The organism is Vibrio sp. Vb2880 (genome assembly GCF_033337975.1).
GTDB lineage: Bacteria > Pseudomonadota > Gammaproteobacteria > Enterobacterales > Vibrionaceae > Vibrio > Vibrio alginolyticus.
This window is the reverse complement of the sequence record NZ_JAWORT010000023.1, coordinates 55,350-74,472: the sequence shown is the minus strand read 5'-3', so window position 1 is coordinate 74,472 and position 19,123 is coordinate 55,350. Positions and strand designations below refer to the sequence as shown.

Annotated in this window: 19 protein-coding genes and 1 pseudogene; 7 read left to right on the top strand and 13 right to left on the bottom strand. The window is 44.7% G+C overall.

Features of this window, described 5'->3' with window-relative positions:
- Positions 1 to 163: 163 nt before the first annotated feature.
- The 8 genes and pseudogenes from R7M92_RS20315 to R7M92_RS20280 form a co-directional block, all read right to left on the bottom strand.
- Positions 164 to 1,237, bottom strand: a complete 1,074-nt coding sequence (locus R7M92_RS20315) for a hypothetical protein (protein ID WP_064368722.1) — start codon at positions 1,235 to 1,237, stop codon at positions 164 to 166.
- Positions 1,234 to 2,346, bottom strand: a complete 1,113-nt coding sequence (locus R7M92_RS20310; protein WP_064368721.1) for an ATP-grasp domain-containing protein — start codon at positions 2,344 to 2,346, stop codon at positions 1,234 to 1,236. The genes R7M92_RS20315 and R7M92_RS20310 overlap by 4 nt, the downstream gene beginning before the upstream one ends.
- A complete protein-coding gene (locus R7M92_RS20305; RefSeq protein WP_373921009.1) occupies positions 2,334 to 3,602 on the bottom strand; it encodes a F390 synthetase-related protein in 1,269 nt (422 codons plus the stop codon). The genes R7M92_RS20310 and R7M92_RS20305 overlap by 13 nt, the downstream gene beginning before the upstream one ends.
- The gene (locus R7M92_RS20300) at positions 3,590 to 4,453 is read right to left on the bottom strand and encodes an MBL fold metallo-hydrolase (RefSeq protein WP_318134103.1); all 864 of its coding nucleotides are present in this window, start codon (positions 4,451 to 4,453) and stop codon (positions 3,590 to 3,592) included. The genes R7M92_RS20305 and R7M92_RS20300 overlap by 13 nt, the downstream gene beginning before the upstream one ends.
- A complete protein-coding gene (locus tag R7M92_RS20295; protein WP_053349821.1) occupies positions 4,422 to 5,408 on the bottom strand; it encodes an NAD-dependent epimerase/dehydratase family protein in 987 nt (328 codons plus the stop codon). Before R7M92_RS20295 ends, R7M92_RS20300 begins: the two co-directional genes overlap by 32 nt.
- A pseudogene (locus R7M92_RS20290) lies at positions 5,405 to 6,383 on the bottom strand (ketoacyl-ACP synthase III). The gene R7M92_RS20295 and the pseudogene R7M92_RS20290 overlap by 4 nt, the downstream one beginning before the upstream one ends.
- 194 nt (positions 6,384 to 6,577) lie before the next feature.
- Entirely contained in the window at positions 6,578 to 7,027 is a 450-nt protein-coding gene (locus tag R7M92_RS20285) for a YaiI/YqxD family protein (RefSeq protein ID WP_005380310.1), read from the bottom strand.
- On the bottom strand, positions 7,024 to 7,317 hold the full coding sequence (locus R7M92_RS20280; RefSeq protein WP_033905520.1) for a hypothetical protein: 294 nt from the start codon (positions 7,315 to 7,317) through the stop codon (positions 7,024 to 7,026). Before R7M92_RS20280 ends, R7M92_RS20285 begins: the two co-directional genes overlap by 4 nt.
- 932 nt (positions 7,318 to 8,249) lie before the next feature.
- Between R7M92_RS20280 and R7M92_RS20275 the strand changes: the two genes are divergently transcribed.
- Positions 8,250 to 8,735, top strand: coding sequence for a GNAT family N-acetyltransferase (locus R7M92_RS20275; protein WP_213868692.1), 486 nt, complete (start codon positions 8,250 to 8,252; stop codon positions 8,733 to 8,735).
- Here R7M92_RS20275 and R7M92_RS20270 read toward each other — a convergent pair.
- Both R7M92_RS20270 and R7M92_RS20265 read right to left on the bottom strand, forming a co-directional pair.
- Complete coding sequence (locus tag R7M92_RS20270) at positions 8,695 to 8,994, bottom strand: DUF3301 domain-containing protein (RefSeq protein WP_005380315.1); 300 nt, start codon at positions 8,992 to 8,994, stop codon at positions 8,695 to 8,697. The genes R7M92_RS20275 and R7M92_RS20270 overlap by 41 nt on opposite strands.
- A gap of 13 nt (positions 8,995 to 9,007) precedes the next feature.
- The gene (locus R7M92_RS20265) at positions 9,008 to 10,045 is read right to left on the bottom strand and encodes a DUF3549 family protein (RefSeq protein ID WP_005380317.1); all 1,038 of its coding nucleotides are present in this window, start codon (positions 10,043 to 10,045) and stop codon (positions 9,008 to 9,010) included.
- A gap of 76 nt (positions 10,046 to 10,121) precedes the next feature.
- Between R7M92_RS20265 and R7M92_RS20260 the strand changes: the two genes are divergently transcribed.
- Together R7M92_RS20260 and truC are read left to right on the top strand one after the other, a co-directional pair.
- A complete protein-coding gene (locus tag R7M92_RS20260) occupies positions 10,122 to 10,436 on the top strand; it encodes a YqcC family protein (protein WP_042521408.1) in 315 nt (104 codons plus the stop codon).
- 4 nt (positions 10,437 to 10,440) lie between these two features.
- Positions 10,441 to 11,211, top strand: coding sequence for a tRNA pseudouridine(65) synthase TruC (gene truC, locus R7M92_RS20255; RefSeq protein ID WP_171344493.1), 771 nt, complete (start codon positions 10,441 to 10,443; stop codon positions 11,209 to 11,211).
- 91 nt (positions 11,212 to 11,302) lie between these two features.
- On the opposite strand, the gene R7M92_RS20250 is transcribed toward truC, so the two are convergent.
- From R7M92_RS20250 to map, 3 genes are all read right to left on the bottom strand, one after another.
- Positions 11,303 to 11,686, bottom strand: coding sequence for a DUF3461 family protein (locus R7M92_RS20250; RefSeq protein WP_171344492.1), 384 nt, complete (start codon positions 11,684 to 11,686; stop codon positions 11,303 to 11,305).
- A 142-nt stretch (positions 11,687 to 11,828) separates the two neighbouring features.
- Positions 11,829 to 14,453 (bottom strand): bifunctional uridylyltransferase/uridylyl-removing protein GlnD, encoded by a 2,625-nt coding sequence (gene glnD / locus R7M92_RS20245; RefSeq protein WP_238843868.1) that lies wholly within the window; start codon positions 14,451 to 14,453, stop codon positions 11,829 to 11,831.
- A 108-nt stretch (positions 14,454 to 14,561) separates the two neighbouring features.
- Positions 14,562 to 15,440, bottom strand: coding sequence for a type I methionyl aminopeptidase (gene map, locus R7M92_RS20240; protein ID WP_005380326.1), 879 nt, complete (start codon positions 15,438 to 15,440; stop codon positions 14,562 to 14,564).
- Positions 15,441 to 15,824: 384 nt separating this feature from the next.
- On the opposite strand from map, the gene rpsB reads away from it, so the two are divergent.
- From rpsB to frr, 4 genes are all read left to right on the top strand, one after another.
- A complete protein-coding gene (gene rpsB / locus R7M92_RS20235; protein WP_005380327.1) occupies positions 15,825 to 16,553 on the top strand; it encodes a 30S ribosomal protein S2 in 729 nt (242 codons plus the stop codon).
- A 132-nt stretch (positions 16,554 to 16,685) separates the two neighbouring features.
- Entirely contained in the window at positions 16,686 to 17,531 is an 846-nt protein-coding gene (tsf, locus tag R7M92_RS20230) for a translation elongation factor Ts (RefSeq protein WP_005380328.1), read from the top strand.
- A 147-nt stretch (positions 17,532 to 17,678) separates the two neighbouring features.
- Positions 17,679 to 18,404, top strand: a complete 726-nt coding sequence (gene pyrH, locus R7M92_RS20225; RefSeq protein WP_005380329.1) for a UMP kinase — start codon at positions 17,679 to 17,681, stop codon at positions 18,402 to 18,404.
- Positions 18,405 to 18,504: 100 nt separating this feature from the next.
- Positions 18,505 to 19,062: a ribosome recycling factor gene (frr, locus tag R7M92_RS20220; RefSeq protein WP_005380330.1), complete on the top strand. Its 558-nt coding sequence runs from the start codon at positions 18,505 to 18,507 to the stop codon at positions 19,060 to 19,062.
- The last annotated feature ends 61 nt before the right edge of the window (positions 19,063 to 19,123 follow it).

Sequence of the window (19,123 nt, the reverse complement as noted above, 5' to 3'; positions counted from 1 at the left end):
GTTCTTTTAGTTGTTGATTTCATAACACTCTCCAATTTTGGGGGTGGAAAGTGTCAACCTTATTTAGGACGGCACAGCTCCATTATAAAAAGCCTGCGAACGTCGCAGGCTTTTTTATCGATTGAGACTGTGTACGCAGGCTTACCTGATTATAGATGTCGGATTATAGCTGAAAACGTATCAACAAAGGGCGATAAAAGTGCTGAGTGAGCCAGCACAAGCTTTTCCAAATTATGCGTTTGTACCAGGGTAAGTGCGCAATATACACATAGCTAAATTCAATTTCTGGCTGGGCTTTTCTGTTGCGTTTAAAAGCCGGAGCACCTGAGCTCATATTAAAGCGACGCTGGTATATCATGGCATGGCGGATGGTATAGGCCGATATTCGACGATACAATGCGAGGCGTTGTGGCTTATTGGTATCGTAGCCAAAAATTGGGCAAGTCATATCATTATCAATTTCTACAATGCCTAACGTAGCCAGCATCTCTTCTTGATAAAACAGTCCCACTAAATGTACTAATTTGTTCTGGCTCGCCTGTTTTAAATATTGGCTTGAAAACTGGATGTTATTGATGCTGTATTTATTAAGGTAAAGCATGTCATATAACTCTTTGGCGCGCTGAAATTCTTCATCAGTGGTCAGTGGCCTAAACTGCCAATCTTTATCATTAAGCAGTTTGAAGTCTTTCGTTAAATCTCGGTTGAAGCTGAACGCTTGCCAATCATCAAGTAAATACACTTGTCGTGTTACCAAGCTTTGCCATTTTGGCTGCTTCAATCGCTGAATTAAGTGTAAATGCTGACGCTGGTTGAGGGAGCGAAGCACCAAGGGAAAGGTGGGGTATTGATCGAGTGCGACGCGACGCAGTTCATCGAGATTTAAGGCTGCCCATTGTTCGCTATACATATTGGTGGACAAGCACTGATTGTTGAGCGTTTGGACTTGATCCAATCCAGCCAATGATAAGATTGGTTTAGTCATATTAATAAGTAACTTACATACCCATCGAACAGCCACATTTTTGACTTTGTGAAGCTCTTCTTCGGCGTAGCCACTAAGCAGTGTCATAGGGGAGACTGCATAACAGTTGTTTGGTATTTTTGGTGTTACGGAGTAAGGAATGGCAACATCATCGATATAGTAGCAACCAAAGCTTGCTGTGCATTCATCAATAGGATTTGACTGCATAAGAGTGATAAAGGTTTGATGCCATTCTTGAGAGGAAAGTGTCATGAGTTCAATGCCTCTCCATTCCACTCAATATCAACGGTAGAAGCGTCGCTCCACTTCGTCTTGTTCTGCCTAGCTAACCGGAGTAATTCAAACATACTCCGGATTTGGCTCCCGACCGGTAAGTTATGCTGTTGCATCACATTCACTCCAGACCACCAATCTTGCCAAGTTCGAGCCTTGAACAGGGATAACCCGCCTGCAGCGATGAGTGTTATTGGACCTAAATGATGCAATCGCTGCTTGGAAGGACTGGTAAACTCCATATTAGGAAGCAGTTGGTTGCATCGAGACGAGAGTAGGTGCAAACCACTGGTGGCTCTTGGGTTACATTCAATCACGTAGAGTTCATCTTGTGATTTGATGAAGTCAAACGACACTTGCCCATGATAAGTATGACGTTTACCAAAAGCGGCGATAAATCTATCTAGTCGTTTGCATGAGATCGGCTGAAAAGCACTGGCGGCCGAGCTGTTTACACAGTATTTCGGTACATAAGCTTGGTGTGCTTTAAGTTCACCATGTTCAAAAATTGCATAGTTACACACCGGAGTCCCTTGGATTTTTTGTTGCTGAACCCAAGGGAAAAGGGGCGATATCGTGGCGGCAGAAATAGACTGAGTCGTCACATCTCTTATGACTTGCCCGCCAAACCGAGAGTAAACTGGCTTTAGAACGGTTCTCTTATTAATTTCAACCTCACTTTTATCAGCGACCAAACGAGTTTTGGGAAGTGTAATTTCTGGCAAATCTTGAAGCTGTTCAAAGACGGTCAACTTGTTGTGCAGGGCATTGAGTAGTCCTACATTGGGCAGAAAAAAATCTACTTCTGGGCATTGTTTGGCAACATGAGCCAAGTAATACACTTCTTCACAAGTGGGTATCACCATATCAATACGCATCTGAGTAATGATTTTTAGGATCTGCTGTTGATAGGTGGGAAACGCAAATCGAGGCGAAGCGGTGGGGATATAAGACTCGATACCTCGCAAAAACGATCCTAGAGTTTTTTTTAGCGAATCGGTGAGAATTACGTCATGTCCATGATGCATACACATGGTTGCCCACTCTAGTGCAACTGGTGCTCGGGCTCCGGTGATTAAGACCCGCATATGTTCACCACACGTCGTTGTTTATTCATTGGCGTCCAAATAGGCGCAGGGCGGTAACTAAATCTGACAGGATCAAGCCGCAATTGGTCAAACAACTTTATCAAGGCTTGATGTATAACCCGATGGTGGTGAACATCCGCTTCAATTTGAATGGCTTGTGACCCTGTTTGGGTGATTCGGTAATCCACGCGACTTTGGGCGGATAGTGTTATAGCGCGGTAGATGAGATCTGGTAACACCGTCACTGGGACGTGGTTTGCGTTTAGCGTGAGGCGATCACCACATCGTCCGGCAATCGCGCCAAGAGGTTCAAATACGCCATTATCCTGTTTATTCTCAATAATATCGTCGAGCTGATAACGAATAATGGGCTGAGTTTTACGACGAAAATCGGTGATAATTGGGCTGTAATGAGTACGTTCGGTATTCAGCCAATGTTTTTCGATGTAAACAACATCTTGATTCCAGCGCATTTGTCCATGCTGATCAGTACATGCAAGAAAACCTTCGGTACATTGATAGACTTCATGGAGTTCGCTGTCGAACCGTTGAGAGATAAAGTGACGGTCACTCTCAGTTAGGACTTCTGCACCAGAAATGATCCGCTGTGGTTGAATTGCGGGTTGACCAAATTGACCGCTGAACTGGGCGCAGAGCTGAAGAGCTTGCGCACTACCAACCAAAAGCGTGGGTTGGAACTCATCCAACTCTTTTATCCATTCTTGGTAAGGTTTAGTTAAATCCGCATAAAAGAATGTGACAGGGCCTTTCGCGACGGATTTATACAGTGGGCTGTTGGCGCGCAAGGCTAGCGCAATTCGGTGCTTTTGCCATAGGTTGGGCAACAGGCGAGCCAATATATTGCCAGCCCACAGTTGCGTTTCCTGTTTGTCAGCAAGAAACAACCCGCGCATGCCTGATGTGCCCGAAGAAAGCCCAACAGTAACATCGCCAACTTTTGAAGCGGCGAAGTTGCGTGACTGTTCTGCTTCGAGTGCTTGTTGCATTAGCTGTTCAGCATCTAAGCCTTTCGTATTCAACTCCGAGAGGTTCTCCATCATGGTTTGCTTATTCATGATAGGGAAATCACTAAGTACTGCACCTTGAAGTGAGCGGTAATACGGTGAATTACAGCATACCCAATCTAGGTGTTGCGTTAAATGTCGTTGCTGCCAAGCTTCGACTTGTTCCCTTGAACCGAAAGGGCGGTAGCGGGTTCGCCAGAATTCTGAGATAAGCGTTATCACTTCATCCACCCTTCTTTGATTAGCTGCTGGATAGTTTCCTGACAATGTGAAGGCACGAAGCGAACAAAGTGGTGGGTTTGTTGGTAGCAACTTCTCAACTCGGAGAGGGTGTTTTTATAGGCCTTTGTGTCATCGCAAAGCATGTTAGCCAGCCAATGCTGATCGATATTTTCACTCAAGCTCTCAATTAACCAACATGCATCGGCGAGTAAGAACATCCAATCTCGTTCTCTCTTAACTAATAGGCCCACTTGACCCGCAGCATGGCCTGGCAAGCTAACCATATAAATGAATCCGTCGTCGAACATGTCTTTACAGAGCAAATTAACACCTTGGCACTGAGGAAGAATTTGGCTGATTGGTACAGAAAAGTCACTATGAATGAATAATTTAGATTCAAGTTGTTGAGGAAGTAGAGCTTTTAGGTATCCTTTTCTTACGCCTCCAATTCGACCACTTTTAGTAATTGCATCCACCCCTTTTTGTTGGCAATGCAATTGAGAGTGGGAAAACTCAGACACGGCAGCAATGTGATCAGCATGGAAGTGGGAGAGTACTAAGTGTTCAATATCATGAGGTTTGAGACTTTCTTTTGCTAACTGCGCAACAATTCCGTGTTCTTTTTTATAGCGACAAGGTGTTGTCCAAGCATAAAAACGTTCAGGGAAGGGGCGAGTCGCGCTAAAAAAATGCTCGTGATATCCCGTGTCAAACAGGATGTTGCCTTGTGTTGGGTGCTGAATTAACGCAACGGCTGCCGGAAATGCTCTAGGCTTGATACCAGAACCTGGTTTGACAACAAAGCCTGGGTGTACGCAGTGTCCAGCCTCAAAGATTTTTATTTTTAGACCAGTTTGCATACTGCTGTATTCCTTCTTGAATTGAAAAAAGCGGTTGGTAATTCAGTGTTTGTTTCGCCTTGCTGATATCCAGAGTTTGATGATAGTTAAATAATCCTGCGCTGTATGAGGTGAGCCTTGGTTCTGGCTGATGTGGTAAGTGCCTTCGTATTTGCTCACTGAGCTTTAATAATGGTGATACCACACCGTATGGTAATGATTGTAACGTTACTTTTAGGTTTAACCCCTCACATAAAGCTTGCAGAACAGTCTCAATTGGCATTGGTTCGTTGTTGGAAATGTTGAACACATCACCATGCTGAAGTTGGCCTGCCTGAGTGCAAGCGAGCATCGCTGCATGGGCAACGTTGTCGACATAGGTCAGATCAACCACAGGATTTCTACCCGATGGCAGAAGCAGAGTGTTGTTTTTTATCGCCTTAAGCACTCTTGGGATAATCGCGCGATCATTGGGTCCAAAAATGCCACGCGGTCTTAAAATGATCGCTTTGCTTTGGCCTTTTACGGCTTCAATTTCCGATAGGTATTTTGTGTGTGCGTAATCATTACACCAGTATGAAGCTATGGCGTCGGTTTCTCGAATATTCCAACGGTCTTGATGGTCAAAGTAGACGCTGGTGGAGGAAATATGGATAAAACGCGAGATTTGATAGGTATTAGCCGCATTGACGAGGTTTTTGGTGGCATCTACATTGGCTTGATAAAACGCCTGCCACTTTCCCCATGGGCTTGAGAGAGCGGCACAATGGATGATTGCATCCATACCTTGGCATACCGCATGAACTGCTGAGTGGTCTCTTAAATCGACTATATGTGGGATAACATCGAATTGCTCGGCGAGTTGTTTAGCTATGACTGTATTTCGTGCTGTAAAGTGCAGTTCATGCTGCTGGTGAAACATTCTCAGAATTGCGCTACCCAACATCCCGCTGCCACCAGTGACCAATATCTTCATAGTTTTAGCACTCCCATCCCTAGTGACAACCCTGCGGCGGTGCCAGCTAATAACACATGTTTTCCTGCGGCTTCTGGCTGATTACGCAGCCAGTGTAAGTTAATTGGGAGTGAGGCGGCGACTTGGTTTCCCAAAGTCGAAAAGTGATTAACGGTTTTCTCTGTTGGTAGCCCGGTGAGTGAAGGCAGTTTTTTTAATCCATGCGCGCTGGCTTGATGAGGAAGAAAATAATCAATATCGCCGAGTGTTACCGGAGAGGCGTCAAAGCCTTTTTTTAGAAACGCTGGTAAGGCTTTACGCACATGTTTAAAGAGTGCTTTGCCCTCCATTTCAAACTGGCAACTTTTTAAATAGGCTTGATGCTCGGAGGTATGCGGATTGATATGACTACCTCCGCCCTTAATTTGACAAAATGAATACCCGGTATGATGCGTTTCAAAGTGACTGGTGAGCAATCCATCATCGTCGTGTTCTTCGAGCAAAAATGCGGCGGCACCGTCCGCGAATAAGGTTGCTGAGCGTAAAATTTCGATTCAGTGTGATGCCAGTGGCGAGTTCGCTGGTGACAATAAGAATCCGACGGTACCGTTTTGCTAAGAATAGACTCTGAGCAAGGTCAAGCGCAGAGAGAAAGGATAAACAGGTGCTGTTCAAATCATAGCTTTCTAGCCATGTTGGAGCGTCTAACGCGGCGAGAACCGCTGAGGCGTCGTAGGGTAGAGACTGGTGGTGTGTGCCGCTAGCGTAGATAAGGAGATCAACGGAGCTTAAGGTATGTGTGTTTCCTAAACACTGCTCTATTGCCTGCACCGCCATGTAAATAGCGGTCTCTTTTGTATTGGCTACATGACGATATTCAACGTCGAATTTATTTCGGCAGGTCCCTGGCGCTAATTTTAGGAAGTGATCCATCTCTCGATCAGACCATTGATTCGTTGGCAGGTAGCTTCCACTGGAAACGATGTTAAAGCCCATTATTCTCTATACACTTATTAAAAACGTCGTTCAAAATAAACCACGTTGCATATTGAAGCTATGGTGAGCGAGATGAAAAATAAACAGAACAAAACAAATGGGAGTAAGAGCACGCTTTGGGTGCAATGCTGAGAATGAATTTTCAGGAATGAGCCAGGCTTTTATTTGCTGGCTCAATATGAATAGAGTGAGGGTTACTTCTTAAATTTCGCCAAAATACGATCCAAATGGTTTGCAAATTCGCGTCGATCGGTTTGAGAAAGCGCGGCGGGCCCACCTGTCTGAATTCCGCTTGAACGCATGGTTTCCATAAAGTCGCGGATATTTAGGCGAGCTTTGATGGTGTCTTTTGTATAGAGCTCGCCACGAGAACTGAGGGCTTGAGCGCCTTTAGAGATAACCTCATCTGCAAGCGGAATATCTGACGTGATCACCAAATCGTTGGCTTCTACACGCTTGACGATTTCGTTGTCTGCGATGTCAAATCCCGCAGGGACTTGCAGCGAGTGGATGTTGTCTCTTTTCGGCACAGGGACAACGTGGTTAGCGACAAACGTACATTCAATCCCCGTACGCTCGGCGGCACGCACAATGGTTTCGCGAATAACTTTTGGACACGCGTCTGCATCTACCCATAACTTCATGATGATTTCTCACTGAGTTTCGCTTCTAACTCTTCAATACGAATGGCTAGCATTTTTACGGTGTGTTCTAGGGCTTCAAGACGATCATTATCGGTGTGGTGCTGTGCTGCGATTTCAACCTTGGGTACGCGTTGAGCACTCTTCCAACTTTTTATTGCGGTGATTAACGCTGGCATTGGAACTGGCGTTTTCAATCGTGCTTTCACTAACGCTACGGTTGGCTCTTTTCCTTGTTGTTGCAACTGTTCCATTGCCGCTTCTAATTCTTTAGTAACGTCTTGAGTTAACATTTTTAATCCTTAACAACGATATATCTATCATCATACGTTGAGTGCGCTGATTTGGCGAATGGCATTTTGGAGAGTGTAGTGTGAGAGATCTCTTACATAGGTTGTGAGAGAAAACGATTTCGTAAGCGGAAAAAGAGAAGCTGAAGAGCTTAAGTTTCTGATAAATAATGATTTAACAACTTGTTAACCAATGTGAGAGCCAAATATTTATCTTGGATAGATTGTCTATTTTTGGAAAAGGCGTAAATTGAGAGTTGTCAGCAGGAAGCAGACATGGAACAGGAAAGCACCAAGGATTTGGTTATCGTCAGGAAGACGATTTGGTTGGTCAGGATGATTAATCAAGCATGGAGCGTAGGACATTGTAAGGATACGATCATCAATAGGATGTTGATGACTAAGGATAGACAATGGACCCCTCTAGGATTGAGGTTATGGACAGCATCAGGAAGATGCAAGGGACACCGCTCAAGGAACAAGTGACGTGTGCTAACGAGGAATGTTAGCAGTCAGGATGATAAGGACACCGCTAGGACGGCGACGTAAGGAATAAGCTGACGGAATCAGCCACTATTATGGATGATGCATGGAGCACTTTTAGTAGCCGGACTGCTGCGAGTAAGACCATGACCCCGATACTTATGTGTCGGGGTCTTTCTTATATAAAAACGATATCCAGTGCTCTCATTGAATTAAGCATCTCGATGTTACTTGGGGATATCAATATCACAAAATATATAAATTCCTAATAACACTTAATAAAAAACAACTCAGATCAATATCCTTTCCAACCAGTTGGTTTAACTTTCGGCTTCTCTACAAGGTGTTATGCCCGCAATCATTGAGCATGTTCAGCTCATCGAGTTTGTGATCTGCGGATAGATTAAGTTTGTTGTAATCAAGGAACAGATGTGGCCATAGTAACCAGAAGAATGCTTCTTCTACCCTACAATGAGTCGTTGCAACTAGAATTCGTCATGCTGAATTGCTGTGCGAAAAACCGTGCTGAATTGAATGGTCCGTATACAGTTGCGTCTGCCAAACAGATGTTTGAGAAAATACTGGATGATGAGAACATTTATAGTATGGCAGTGCTAGAGAGCACCAGTCGTGACTATATGGGGCACGTGTTCATTGCTAATCTCGATTCCGAACCTGAATTAGGGTTTATTTTTGATAAATCATATTGGGGTAAAGGGTTAGCAACAGAAGCACTAAAAGCATTTTTCCCCAAAGCGTGCAGTGAATTGGGCTTGAATAAGGTGAAAGCTAACGTGAATAGCAATCATCAAGCTTCTATGGCAGTACTGAAAAAGCTGGGATTTGTTGAAACAAAAGAAAGTAAGGATATATATGGTCCTTACTTTGAAATGGAATTTACAAGCGATGCGGTGGTAGGTGAAAGTTCTGCGGCCTGAAACCGACCATGGTTAACTCTCCTTGGTAGCAATCGTCACCAAGAGATGAAAACTCAAATTGATACACCGTATGCCAACGCCAGACTCCGTCTGGCGTTTTTAGTTTATGGGCACCAAAGGCGATGCTGATTAATTGGAGATCCAATTGCTCACATTTACGCGTGATGGCCGCTTTTGCGAGTTCGGCTTGGCGACGCTGTTGCCAAAACAGGTAACAGAAAAAGCAGAGCCCTAAAATTGCTAAAAGATCACCAATCATTCCTGAACCTTTCTTAGCTTTTTGTTGTTTGTTGTAAGCTTACTAGCGCATTTGCTAGTTCCTCTGATGGGTTTGAATGCAGTAAAGGCAATAACACCATTCTTAACTCTGGCAGCATCACTAAATCGGCAAATAACTGATTAAATAGGGCTTGATTACCGGTTTGAGCTAAACGCAGCAAAAACTGTTCTGCTACCTTTTCATTGGCGAGTAAGTGCCAAGCGCGACCCGCCACACCAATCAATACCTCCTGATGGCTTAAACGAGGGCTATGTAATATCGCATCTAACACTGGAGAGGCGACTTCTGTTGGTGCACCAGCAAGGGCTCGGATAAGTGCTGAAAGTAGGAAGAGATCAGGTTCGCTACTTGCGATTTCTTGCTGTGCCTTTTCCGCGATACGTTCTGCTAAACGCTCTTGAAGCTCTACGTGCTCAAGCGCACCTAATAGGGCATAAAGTGGCTCATTTGGTAGGTGGTTCAACGCTTTGCGTATCATTACCCCGTTTTGCTCTTTGTCCAGGCGAGCGGCTATGTCTGTGATACCTTGCAGACCTACAGTTTGCCAATTATCCCAGCCTAAACCTCCAGAGAAGTAATGCTGGGTATGCTCGTAATATTGGCTGGTAGGAAGATTGAGGTTTGCGCGGACCTGGCTATGAAACACGGCCATTTTATCTTCGGAAGGTTTGAAAGTGTATGGGTTGTTAGACAGCTTTTGTTGTTGCTCTTCAGTGATATCATCATTGAGGCGTGTTCCCATAGCCTCCACGACGTATTTAATGAAATTGCCGATATCCGCTTGCTTTAACAAACCGCGCTCGTCCAATTCAAACTTTAGAAACCAAATCCAAGGTTGCTTTTGTTCATTCCAATAAGCGATGGCAAGGTGTGCTTTACGCTGCATTGGAAATGGGTAAGGTGCTTGACCTTTTTCTACATCGGTAAACTCTTTCTTAGCGATGGTTTTGATACGGCGACCAAGATCGAAGATTTGATAATCACAGTGGCTGTTGTTCAACAGTTGAGTGAGGGTTTGAATGTTTTCCATTAAATACGACGTCCTAACGTTCTTTTCACAAGAAATGGTATCATTCTCGGCTAATTCAAGGTTCGAGATAGAATTAATGGTAACAAATACTCAATTGGTCGACTTACTTCACCAACTTGAAACGCAGCTTAGAGAGCATAAATTGTGGCAATACACTATGCCTTCAGAGCAAGCCTTACAAAGTGCGGAGCCATTTGCGATTGATACATTGCATCCTCATGAGTGGTTGCAGTGGATTTTTATAGCCAGAATGCACGCACTAGTGAAAAATAACCAACCACTGCCAAGAGGGTTTTCTCTCGAGCCCTATTTTTCAGAAGCGTGGAAGCAGGAACCGCAGTTCGCCGAGCTGCTCGTTACAATCCGAACCATTGACGAACTGTGTAAGTAAACGAATGCTAGAACAAGAACTAACGCGATCTTCAGAACCAGTTGAGCTGGAGATCGTTTATCAGGATGAATATTTTGTAGCGGTCAACAAGCCTGCAGGCATGTTAGTGCATCGCAGTTGGTTAGATAAACACGAAACTCAGTTTGTCATGCAAACTTTGCGCGACCAAATTGGTCAGCATGTGTTCCCATTGCATCGTCTGGATCGTCCAACATCTGGTGTGCTCGTGTTTGCGTTGTCGAGTGAAGTCGCATCACAAGTCATGCCGATGTTTGCTGAACATAAAATGGAAAAGACATACCACGCGATAGTACGCGGTTGGATTGAGGAAGAGGGCGTCTTGGATTACGCACTCAAAGTGGAGTTAGACAAGATTGCTGATAAGTTCGCTTCACAAGAAAAAGAAGCGCAAGAAGCGGTGACGGAATATAAGCCGTTGGCTAAAGTGGAAGTTCCCTATTCGACGGGTAAATTTCCTACAACGCGTTATTGCTTAGTTGAGATGAAACCTAAAACGGGGCGTAAGCACCAACTTCGTCGTCATATGGCACATCTACGCCATCCGATCGTGGGTGATACAACGCACGGGGATGGAAAGCACAACAAGCTGTATCGCACAGAGTTTGAATCTCATCGTCTGCTACTGCATGCTTCAGAGTTACGGTTCATCCATCCATTTACCGATCAAGAGATTGTTATGACGGCTAATCTTGATGAAACTTGGCAGCAATTGTTTACTCGATTTGAGTGGGATGAATCGATGATCAACCGATAATCGGCGCAGTTAGATCTAGATAATGATTGGGTACAAATAAAAAGGGTTAGCATCAATGCTAACCCTTTTTTAATATTTAAGACTTAACGTTTTACTTTAGTTTTGCGAGATCCGCTTCGATCTCTGCGATCTTGCTCGAAACGACTTTTTCTAAATGACGAAGGTCTGAAAGAATTTTCTCTTTTACATCAACCTCAGGTTGTTTCGTTGGCTTAGTGATTTTATTCAGCTCATCAATGACTAATGTGAGGTTACGGTTGATTTCCGTTACTTCTTTATATTTGTGACTGCCACTATCAACAAGAACATTTTTGATTTGGCGTGGGTATTTGAATTTAACGCTTTTAGCGAACAGTTCGCCTTTTTGCTTGTGGAAATAGATCTTGAGTACGTCTTTGTGTGCTTCTTGGCGTAGGGAATAACGTTCAATCTGCTTAGGGTCGTGAATACCCAAACCAGTGAGGTGGGGATACATAGGCTACCTCTATTACATCGAATTGATATTGATATAACTGTAGCAGCCTATGTATGAGCTAGATAGCTGATATTTAGCCAAAATGCTTAACTTGTGGGCAAGATCGCTCTCGCCCTGAACCGAAAAGATTGGCAGGTTTGATCTAAGCTGCGACCTCATCAGATAACTTTTCGATCAATCTCTCTCTTAGCTCATCTTGCTGTTCTTCACTTAACCTTCCCCCTGCATCACTGGTTAAAATAAACAAGTCTTCTGCTCGCTCACCAATGGTGGTGATTTTAGCACCGTGAAGGTTGATGTTTAAATCAGCAAACGTACGGCCTACTTTGGCCAACAGCCCCGGTGTGTCTAGCGCGACAAACTCCATTAAAGTGTGTTTTTTACCTTTGGTTGGTAAGAAGTCGACTTTGGTTTTCACGTTAAAGTGCTGAAGTTTGTTCGGAGTACGGCGCGTTTTAATCTTGGTTGGTCGGCCCGCCTCCAGTACATGGGTGAGGTGTTTAATCACCGCGGCGTGACGAGACTCATCGATCGCTTCGCCATGTTGATCGAGTACCATAAAGGTATCAATCACGTGCCCATCTTTGCTGGTCATGATTTGCGCGTCGTGTACATTAAAATTACGCCTATCTAACTCCGCTACGACCGTCGCAAATAAAGCAGGCTGGTCTTTCGTATATACAAACACCTCAGTGCCGCCACGAGTGGCTTTTTTACTGATTAATACCAAAGGCTTAGTCGGATCTTCCATGCGAAGTAAGTGTTCGCAGTGCCACGCGATTTGCGTATGGGTATGACGAAGGAAGTAGTCAGCTTTGAAGCGTTGCCACAATACTTCAATTTCGCGCGCGGCAAACCCCTCTTTGCGCAGCATTGCGGAGGCCATTTGTTGATTGTGGCGAATTCTCTCACGCACATCGACAGGATTCTCTAGGCCTCTGCGTAAAGCACGTTGCGTGGAGTAATACAGCTCCGCAAGTAAAGTTCGTTTCCACGCATTCCAAAGTTCTGGGTTGGTTGCACAAATATCTGCAACTGTCAGGCATACAAGATAATCGAGAGATTCTTCGTCTCTGACTTTTTTGGCAAATTCGGTAATGACATCGGGATCATAAATGTCTCGGCGCTGTGCGGTGACAGACATTAATAGATGATGTCTTACCAACCAAGCGACAAGTTTCGCTTCGGGCTTCGATAAACCATGCTCAATGCAGAAGTCGTACGCTTCTCCTTCACCGATAATTGAGTGATCGCCGCCACGACCTTTCCCGATATCGTGGAAAATAGCGGCAATAATCAGCAGCTCTTTCTTTTGCATCCGTGGGTAGACGTCACAGCAAATAGGGTGCTTCGCATGATTTTCTGGGTCACTAAAAGTGTTGATGTGTTTAAGTAAGCGAATACTGTGTTCATCAACTGTGTAGGCATGGAATAAGTCAAACTGCATTTGACCAACAATCTGACTCCATTGCGGTAAATAGGCCGCCATAACCCCTAATCGGTGCATTAGGCTGAATGCTTTGTGCAGAGCATTAGGGTGACGACATAACGCCATGAACTTTTCACGCGCAGCAGGAATGGTGTGCAAAAACTTGTTGAGCCGACGGCGAGCGGTGCGAAGTTGACGCAGCGTTGGTGGGCTCACCCCTTCAATAGTTGAGTCGTTAGCAATATGTAAGAACATATCCAGAATAGTTTCTGGGCGAGCTTGGAACAATGCGGGTTTCCGCGCTTCAATTAAAGAACCGCGACGTTGAAAGTCCGTATCGAGAATCTCGGCACTTTCTGTCGCCCCACCATTAATGATCGCTTGGTCAAAGAGTTTGAGTAGCATTTTATTGAGCTCTGCCACACGACGAAGCGTGCGGTAGAACTCTTTCATCATCATTTCTACGCCTCGATTGCCTTCTCCGACGTAGCCTAGATTTTCCGCAACTTGTGCTTGATGGGCAAAGGTCAAGCGGTTGTCATAGCGGCGAAGCTCCATGTGCAGAGCGAAACGTACTCGCCAAAGGAAGTCCTGACATTCAACCAATTCTCGGTATTCTGCGTCAGTTAAAAATCCGTATCGGCTCATTTCTAACAATGAAGTCGCACCAAAGTGACGTCGAGCGACCCAGCTTAATGTATGAATATCGCGCAGCCCGCCAGGGGTTGATTTAATGTCCGGTTCTAAGTTGTAGGTCGTGTCGTGGTAACGCGCATGGCGTTCGCGCTGCTCTTGAATTTTAGCGCGGTAAAACGTCTCACTTGGCCAGAAGGAGTCTGATAACACGACTTTCTTCAGTGCCTGAAAGGTGTCCTCGCTTCCACACAGCAGTCGCGCTTCTTGCAGGTTTGTCGCGACCGTTAGATCGGTTTTACCAATTTCAGCACATTCAGTAACGGTGCGAACAGCGTGTCCGACCTCGAGTTTTAAATCCCACAACAGCGTAATGAATTCGCTGATTTTTGCTTCTAACGCGGTTGGCAGTTTATTGTTCGACAGAATCAAAATATCGATATCGGAGAGCGGATGCAGCTCGCCTCGTCCGTAGCCACCAACGGCAACTAGGGAAATGTTGTAAATATCCTTGAAACCAAAATGTTGCCACAAACGATTGAGAAGCAGATCCATATATTCAGCTCTGGCTAAAACCAAGCTTGTTACCGGATGATGATTGAGAAACTCTTGGTTTTGATTAGAGCTAAACTTCTCTAATTCTCGTTTGAGTTCACCGATATTGATTTGTTCATCGGAAAAGGTAAGAGGGGACTGAAGTGTCATATTTGCCATCCGTGCAAGCTAATCTAATAACAATCTAACAAATTTCCGGCAGATAAAAAATATCCCCGCCGAAGCAGGGATATAGTAAACAACGAGTGGTCGTCAGCTTTACGCGTTTTTCATTAGGCGAGGAATCGTATCGTCGCTACGAAGCGTCAGTACTTCACAACCTTCTTTTGTTACAACAATGGTATGTTCCCATTGCGCAGAGTTCTTGCCGTCGCCCGTGTAAACAGTCCAGTCATCTTGTGCATCAACAGAGCAACCAAATTTACCAGCGTTAATCATCGGCTCAATAGTAAAGCACATGCCTTCTTTTAGTACGCGGCGGTCTTTGTTCTTGTAATGAACCACTTGTGGTTCTTCATGGAACTCATCGCCAATACCGTGACCACAGAAGTCTTTCACAATAGAAAACTTGTTGCGAGGATTGTTCTTGTTATTCTCTTTGATGTACTTCTCGATAGCTGTACCGATGTCACCAACCGTTGAACCTGGCTTAACGGTACGCATACCAACATACAGTGCTTCTTGAGCTACCATGCACAGACGTTTGTTTGCAGGCGAAACATCACCGACTAGGAACATCTTAGAAGTGTCACCATGGTAACCCTGAGGACGCACGCTCAGATCGGCATTCTCATCATTTGGAACGATTACGGTAATATCAACGTTCAAGATGTCACCATCTTTTAGTACCGCCGGCTTCATTTGGCCGTTGCTACCGATTTCGTCTTTTTCCGCTGGAATACCGTGGCATACGATATGGTTGATTGAAGTACAGATCGACTTAGGGAAACCATGGTAATCAAGCGGAGCAGAGTATGCACCTTTTTCTAGAGCGTACTCATGACAGATTTTGTTTAACTCTTCTGTCGTCACACCAACTTTGATGTGTGGTTCGATCATTTCTAGAATCTCTGCGGCTAGCTTGCCCGCAATGCGCATGCGTTCTATTTCTTCAGCAGTTTTAATCTTGATTGACATTGGCTTTCTCTACTTATTCCTAAGCACGTAAACGTGCGAATGGCCGCATTCTATCAGACATCGGGGCGTTAACCCAAGTTAGATAGGAATATGCATCATTCTTAATTCGATCATATGTTTAAAGTTTTGCTTATAAATAGGAGAAAGTGGCTCGGTGAAGAAATAATTTTTACTAGCCACAGTGAGCTAAAATATGGTATAAAGCGCGCCGGAATAGAGGACTGTTCTCTTCGTTTAGCAAAGTTAAGCGGCGAAGCAAGCTTCATCCGAATAACCTTTTATCTTTAAATCACACACATTCCGTCACATATTCCGGGGTGCTGAGCAGAAGCTTGGTCGGAGTTATGGGGAATGTGGAGGCCTAACCCCATAGAGGATTTTAAAATGGCAACTGTATCAATGCGCGATATGCTAAAAGCTGGTGTTCACTTCGGTCACCAGACTCGTTACTGGAACCCAAAAATGAAGCCATTCATCTTTGGCGCTCGTAACAAAGTTCATATCATCAACCTAGAAAAAACTGTACCAATGTTCAACGACGCTCTAGCTGAACTAGCTAAAGTTGGCGAGAAGAAAGGTAAGGTTCTATTCGTAGGTACTAAGCGCGCTGCATCTGAAGCTGTTAAAGAAGCTGCAATCGCAAGCAACCAGTTTTACGTAAACAACCGCTGGTTAGGCGGTATGCTTACAAACTACAAAACAGTTCGTCAGTCTATCAAGCGTCTAAAAGAACTAGAGACTCAATCTCAAGACGGTACTTTTGACAAACTAACTAAGAAAGAAGCTCTAATGCGTACTCGCGAAATGGAGAAGCTAGAGAAATCTCTTGGTGGTATCAAAGACATGGGCGGCCTACCAGACGCTCTATTCGTAATCGACGCTGATCACGAACACATTGCAATTAAAGAAGCTAACAACCTAGGTATTCCAGTATACGCTGTGGTAGATACTAACTCTAACCCAGACGGCGTTGACTACGTAATCCCAGGTAACGACGACGCGATCCGCGCTGTACAGCTATACCTGAACGCTGCTGCTTCAGCAGTATCTGAAGGTCGTAACAAAGACGTAGCTGCAGTTGCTGAAAAAGACGGTTTCGTAGAAGCTGAATAATAGCGGCTCTGTGTCACACTTGGTCTATGTGAAACCTTTGTGTAGCATAAACTAAGTTATAGTTAGCAATGGGGGCCGACAATGTTAGGCCCCTGTTTTTTACCTTATTTCGAATCAAACGAGGAAGACAGAATGGCAACTGTAACTGCTGCTCTAGTTAAAGAACTTCGCGAGCGTACTGGCGCTGGCATGATGGAATGTAAGAAAGCGCTTGTAGAAGCAAACGCTGACATCGAACTAGCAATTGAAAACATGCGTAAATCTGGCGCAGCGAAAGCAGCTAAGAAAGCTGGTAACGTTGCAGCTGAAGGCGCAATCATCATCAAAGAAGAAAACGGCGTTGCTGTTCTTCTTGAAGTTAACTGCCAAACTGACTTCGTTGCTAAAGACGGTAACTTCACTGCATTCGCAGAAGAAGTTGCAGCTGCAGCTCTAGCTTCAAAAGCTTCTGTTGAAGAACTACAAGCACAATTCGAAGACGCACGTGTAGCTCTAGTAGCTAAAATCGGTGAAAACATCACTATCCGTCGCGTAGAATACGTTCAAGGCACTGCAATCGCTTCTTACCGTCACGGTGAGAAAATCGGTGTTGTTGTTGCTGGTGAAGGCGACGCAGAAACTCTTAAGCACGTTGCAATGCACGTTGCTGCTTCTAAGCCAGAGTTCGTTAACCCAGAAGACGTACCAGCTGACGTAGTAGAAAAAGAGAAAGCGGTTCAAGTTGAAATCGCAATGAACGAAGGCAAGCCTGCTGAAATCGCTGAGAAGATGGTTGTTGGCCGCATGAAGAAATTCACTGGCGAGATCTCTCTAACAGGTCAAGCTTTCATCATGGAGCCTAAGAAAACTGTAGGCGAAATGCTGAAAGAAAAAGGCGCTTCAGTTTCTACGTTCGTTCGCCTAGAAGTAGGTGAAGGTATCGAGAAGAAAGAAGAAATGAGCTTCGCTGAAGAAGTTGCAGCAGCTCAAAAAGGTTAATCCTTAGAGACTGTATAAAGATTAGACCGTAGCCAAGGCTGCGGTCTTTTTATGAGCAGTGAACGATTAGCCGTGATGAATAGCCATAACTGAAGTTGTGTCTATTCATGACTGTTAATCAACAACTCTCTTTGGAAGGTAAACTCCATGACTACGAACCCTAAACCAGCGTATCAACGTATTCTATTAAAACTGAGTGGTGAAGCTCTTCAAGGTGAAGACGGTTTTGGTATTGATCCTGCGGTCCTTGATCGTATGGCACAAGAAGTTAAAGAACTGGTTGAACTGGGTGTTCAGGTTGGTGTAGTTATCGGTGGCGGTAACTTGTTCCGTGGTGCAGGCCTAGCTGAAGCTGGTATGAACCGCGTAGTTGGTGACCACATGGGTATGCTTGCTACAGTAATGAATGGCCTAGCGATGCGTGATGCTCTTCACCGTGCATACGTAAATGCGCGCGTTATGTCTGCAATCCCTCTAAAAGGCGTATGTGACGACTATAATTGGGCTGATGCGATCCGTGAGCTTCGCCAAGGCCGAGTTGTCATCTTCTCTGCTGGTACTGGTAACCCGTTCTTTACAACGGATTCTGCTGCTTGTTTACGTGGTATCGAAATTGAAGCGGATGTTGTACTAAAAGCGACGAAAGTTGATGGTGTATTTACTGCTGACCCTGTAGCAAACCCAGACGCAGAGCTGTATGATAAGCTATCTTATGCAGAAGTTCTGGATAAAGAGCTGAAAGTTATGGACTTGGCGGCGTTTACGCTAGCTCGTGACCACAAAATGCCAATCCGCGTATTTAATATGAACAAGCCAGGCGCACTACGTCGCGTGGTTATGGGCGAAGCAGAAGGCACGCTCATCAACGAATAAGCTTGGCTTAAGGTGCCACTCCAAAGCGTTAGGGTGGTGCTTGCTTTGCTCAACCGTTTTAGGCTTTCTTCAGGAAAGATGACATTTTTAAGGTGAAACTGTGATTAACGAAATCAAAAAAGACGCGCAAGAGCGCATGGATAAAAGCGTTGAAGCGCTTAAGAACAACCTTTCTAAAATTCGTACAGGTCGTGCACACCCAAGCCTACTATCTGGTATTTCTGTAGAATACTACGGTGCAGCAACACCTCTAAACCAAGTAGCAAACGTTATTGCTGAAGATGCGCGTACACTTGCAATCACGGTTTTTGATAAAGAGCTGACGCCGAAAGTAGAAAAAGCGATCATGACGTCTGACCTTGGTCTAAACCCTATGTCAGCTGGCACTATCATCCGCGTTCCACTTCCACCGCTAACGGAAGAGCGTCGTAAAGACCTAGTTAAGATCGTTCGTGGTGAAGCTGAAGGTGGTCGTGTTGCTGTTCGTAACATCCGTCGTGACGCAAACAACGATCTTAAAGCGCTTCTAAAAGATAAAGAAATCTCTGAAGATGAAGACCGTAAAGCACAAGACGAAATTCAAAAGCTAACTGACGTTGCAGTTAAGAAGATCGATGAAGTTCTTGCTGCAAAAGAAAAAGAGTTGATGGAAGTTTAATACTCCCACACACATCACTGTTGGAAAACGCTGTGCTCACAGCTCAGCGTTTTTTTATGTT

What these genes read in the sequence shown, in the direction of transcription:
- rpsB (WP_005380327.1), top strand. Translation starts at nt 15,825, where the DNA reads ATGGCAACTGTATCAATGCGCGATATGCTAAAAGCTGGTGTTCACTTC.
- R7M92_RS20260 (WP_042521408.1), top strand. Translation starts at nt 10,122, where the DNA reads ATGGTAACAAATACTCAATTGGTCGACTTACTTCACCAACTTGAAACG.
- R7M92_RS20270 (WP_005380315.1), bottom strand. Translation starts at nt 8,994, where the DNA reads ATGATTGGTGATCTTTTAGCAATTTTAGGGCTCTGCTTTTTCTGTTAC.
- pyrH (WP_005380329.1), top strand. Translation starts at nt 17,679, where the DNA reads ATGACTACGAACCCTAAACCAGCGTATCAACGTATTCTATTAAAACTG.
- tsf (WP_005380328.1), top strand. Translation starts at nt 16,686, where the DNA reads ATGGCAACTGTAACTGCTGCTCTAGTTAAAGAACTTCGCGAGCGTACT.
- R7M92_RS20315 (WP_064368722.1), bottom strand. Translation starts at nt 1,237, where the DNA reads ATGACACTTTCCTCTCAAGAATGGCATCAAACCTTTATCACTCTTATG.
- glnD (WP_238843868.1), bottom strand. Translation starts at nt 14,453, where the DNA reads ATGACACTTCAGTCCCCTCTTACCTTTTCCGATGAACAAATCAATATC.
- R7M92_RS20265 (WP_005380317.1), bottom strand. Translation starts at nt 10,045, where the DNA reads ATGGAAAACATTCAAACCCTCACTCAACTGTTGAACAACAGCCACTGT.
- map (WP_005380326.1), bottom strand. Translation starts at nt 15,440, where the DNA reads ATGTCAATCAAGATTAAAACTGCTGAAGAAATAGAACGCATGCGCATT.
- R7M92_RS20285 (WP_005380310.1), bottom strand. Translation starts at nt 7,027, where the DNA reads ATGAAGTTATGGGTAGATGCAGACGCGTGTCCAAAAGTTATTCGCGAA.
- R7M92_RS20250 (WP_171344492.1), bottom strand. Translation starts at nt 11,686, where the DNA reads ATGTATCCCCACCTCACTGGTTTGGGTATTCACGACCCTAAGCAGATT.
- R7M92_RS20300 (WP_318134103.1), bottom strand. Translation starts at nt 4,453, where the DNA reads ATGCAAACTGGTCTAAAAATAAAAATCTTTGAGGCTGGACACTGCGTA.
- R7M92_RS20275 (WP_213868692.1), top strand. Translation starts at nt 8,250, where the DNA reads ATGCTTCTTCTACCCTACAATGAGTCGTTGCAACTAGAATTCGTCATG.
- truC (WP_171344493.1), top strand. Translation starts at nt 10,441, where the DNA reads ATGCTAGAACAAGAACTAACGCGATCTTCAGAACCAGTTGAGCTGGAG.
- R7M92_RS20280 (WP_033905520.1), bottom strand. Translation starts at nt 7,317, where the DNA reads ATGTTAACTCAAGACGTTACTAAAGAATTAGAAGCGGCAATGGAACAG.
- R7M92_RS20310 (WP_064368721.1), bottom strand. Translation starts at nt 2,346, where the DNA reads ATGCGGGTCTTAATCACCGGAGCCCGAGCACCAGTTGCACTAGAGTGG.
- R7M92_RS20295 (WP_053349821.1), bottom strand. Translation starts at nt 5,408, where the DNA reads ATGAAGATATTGGTCACTGGTGGCAGCGGGATGTTGGGTAGCGCAATT.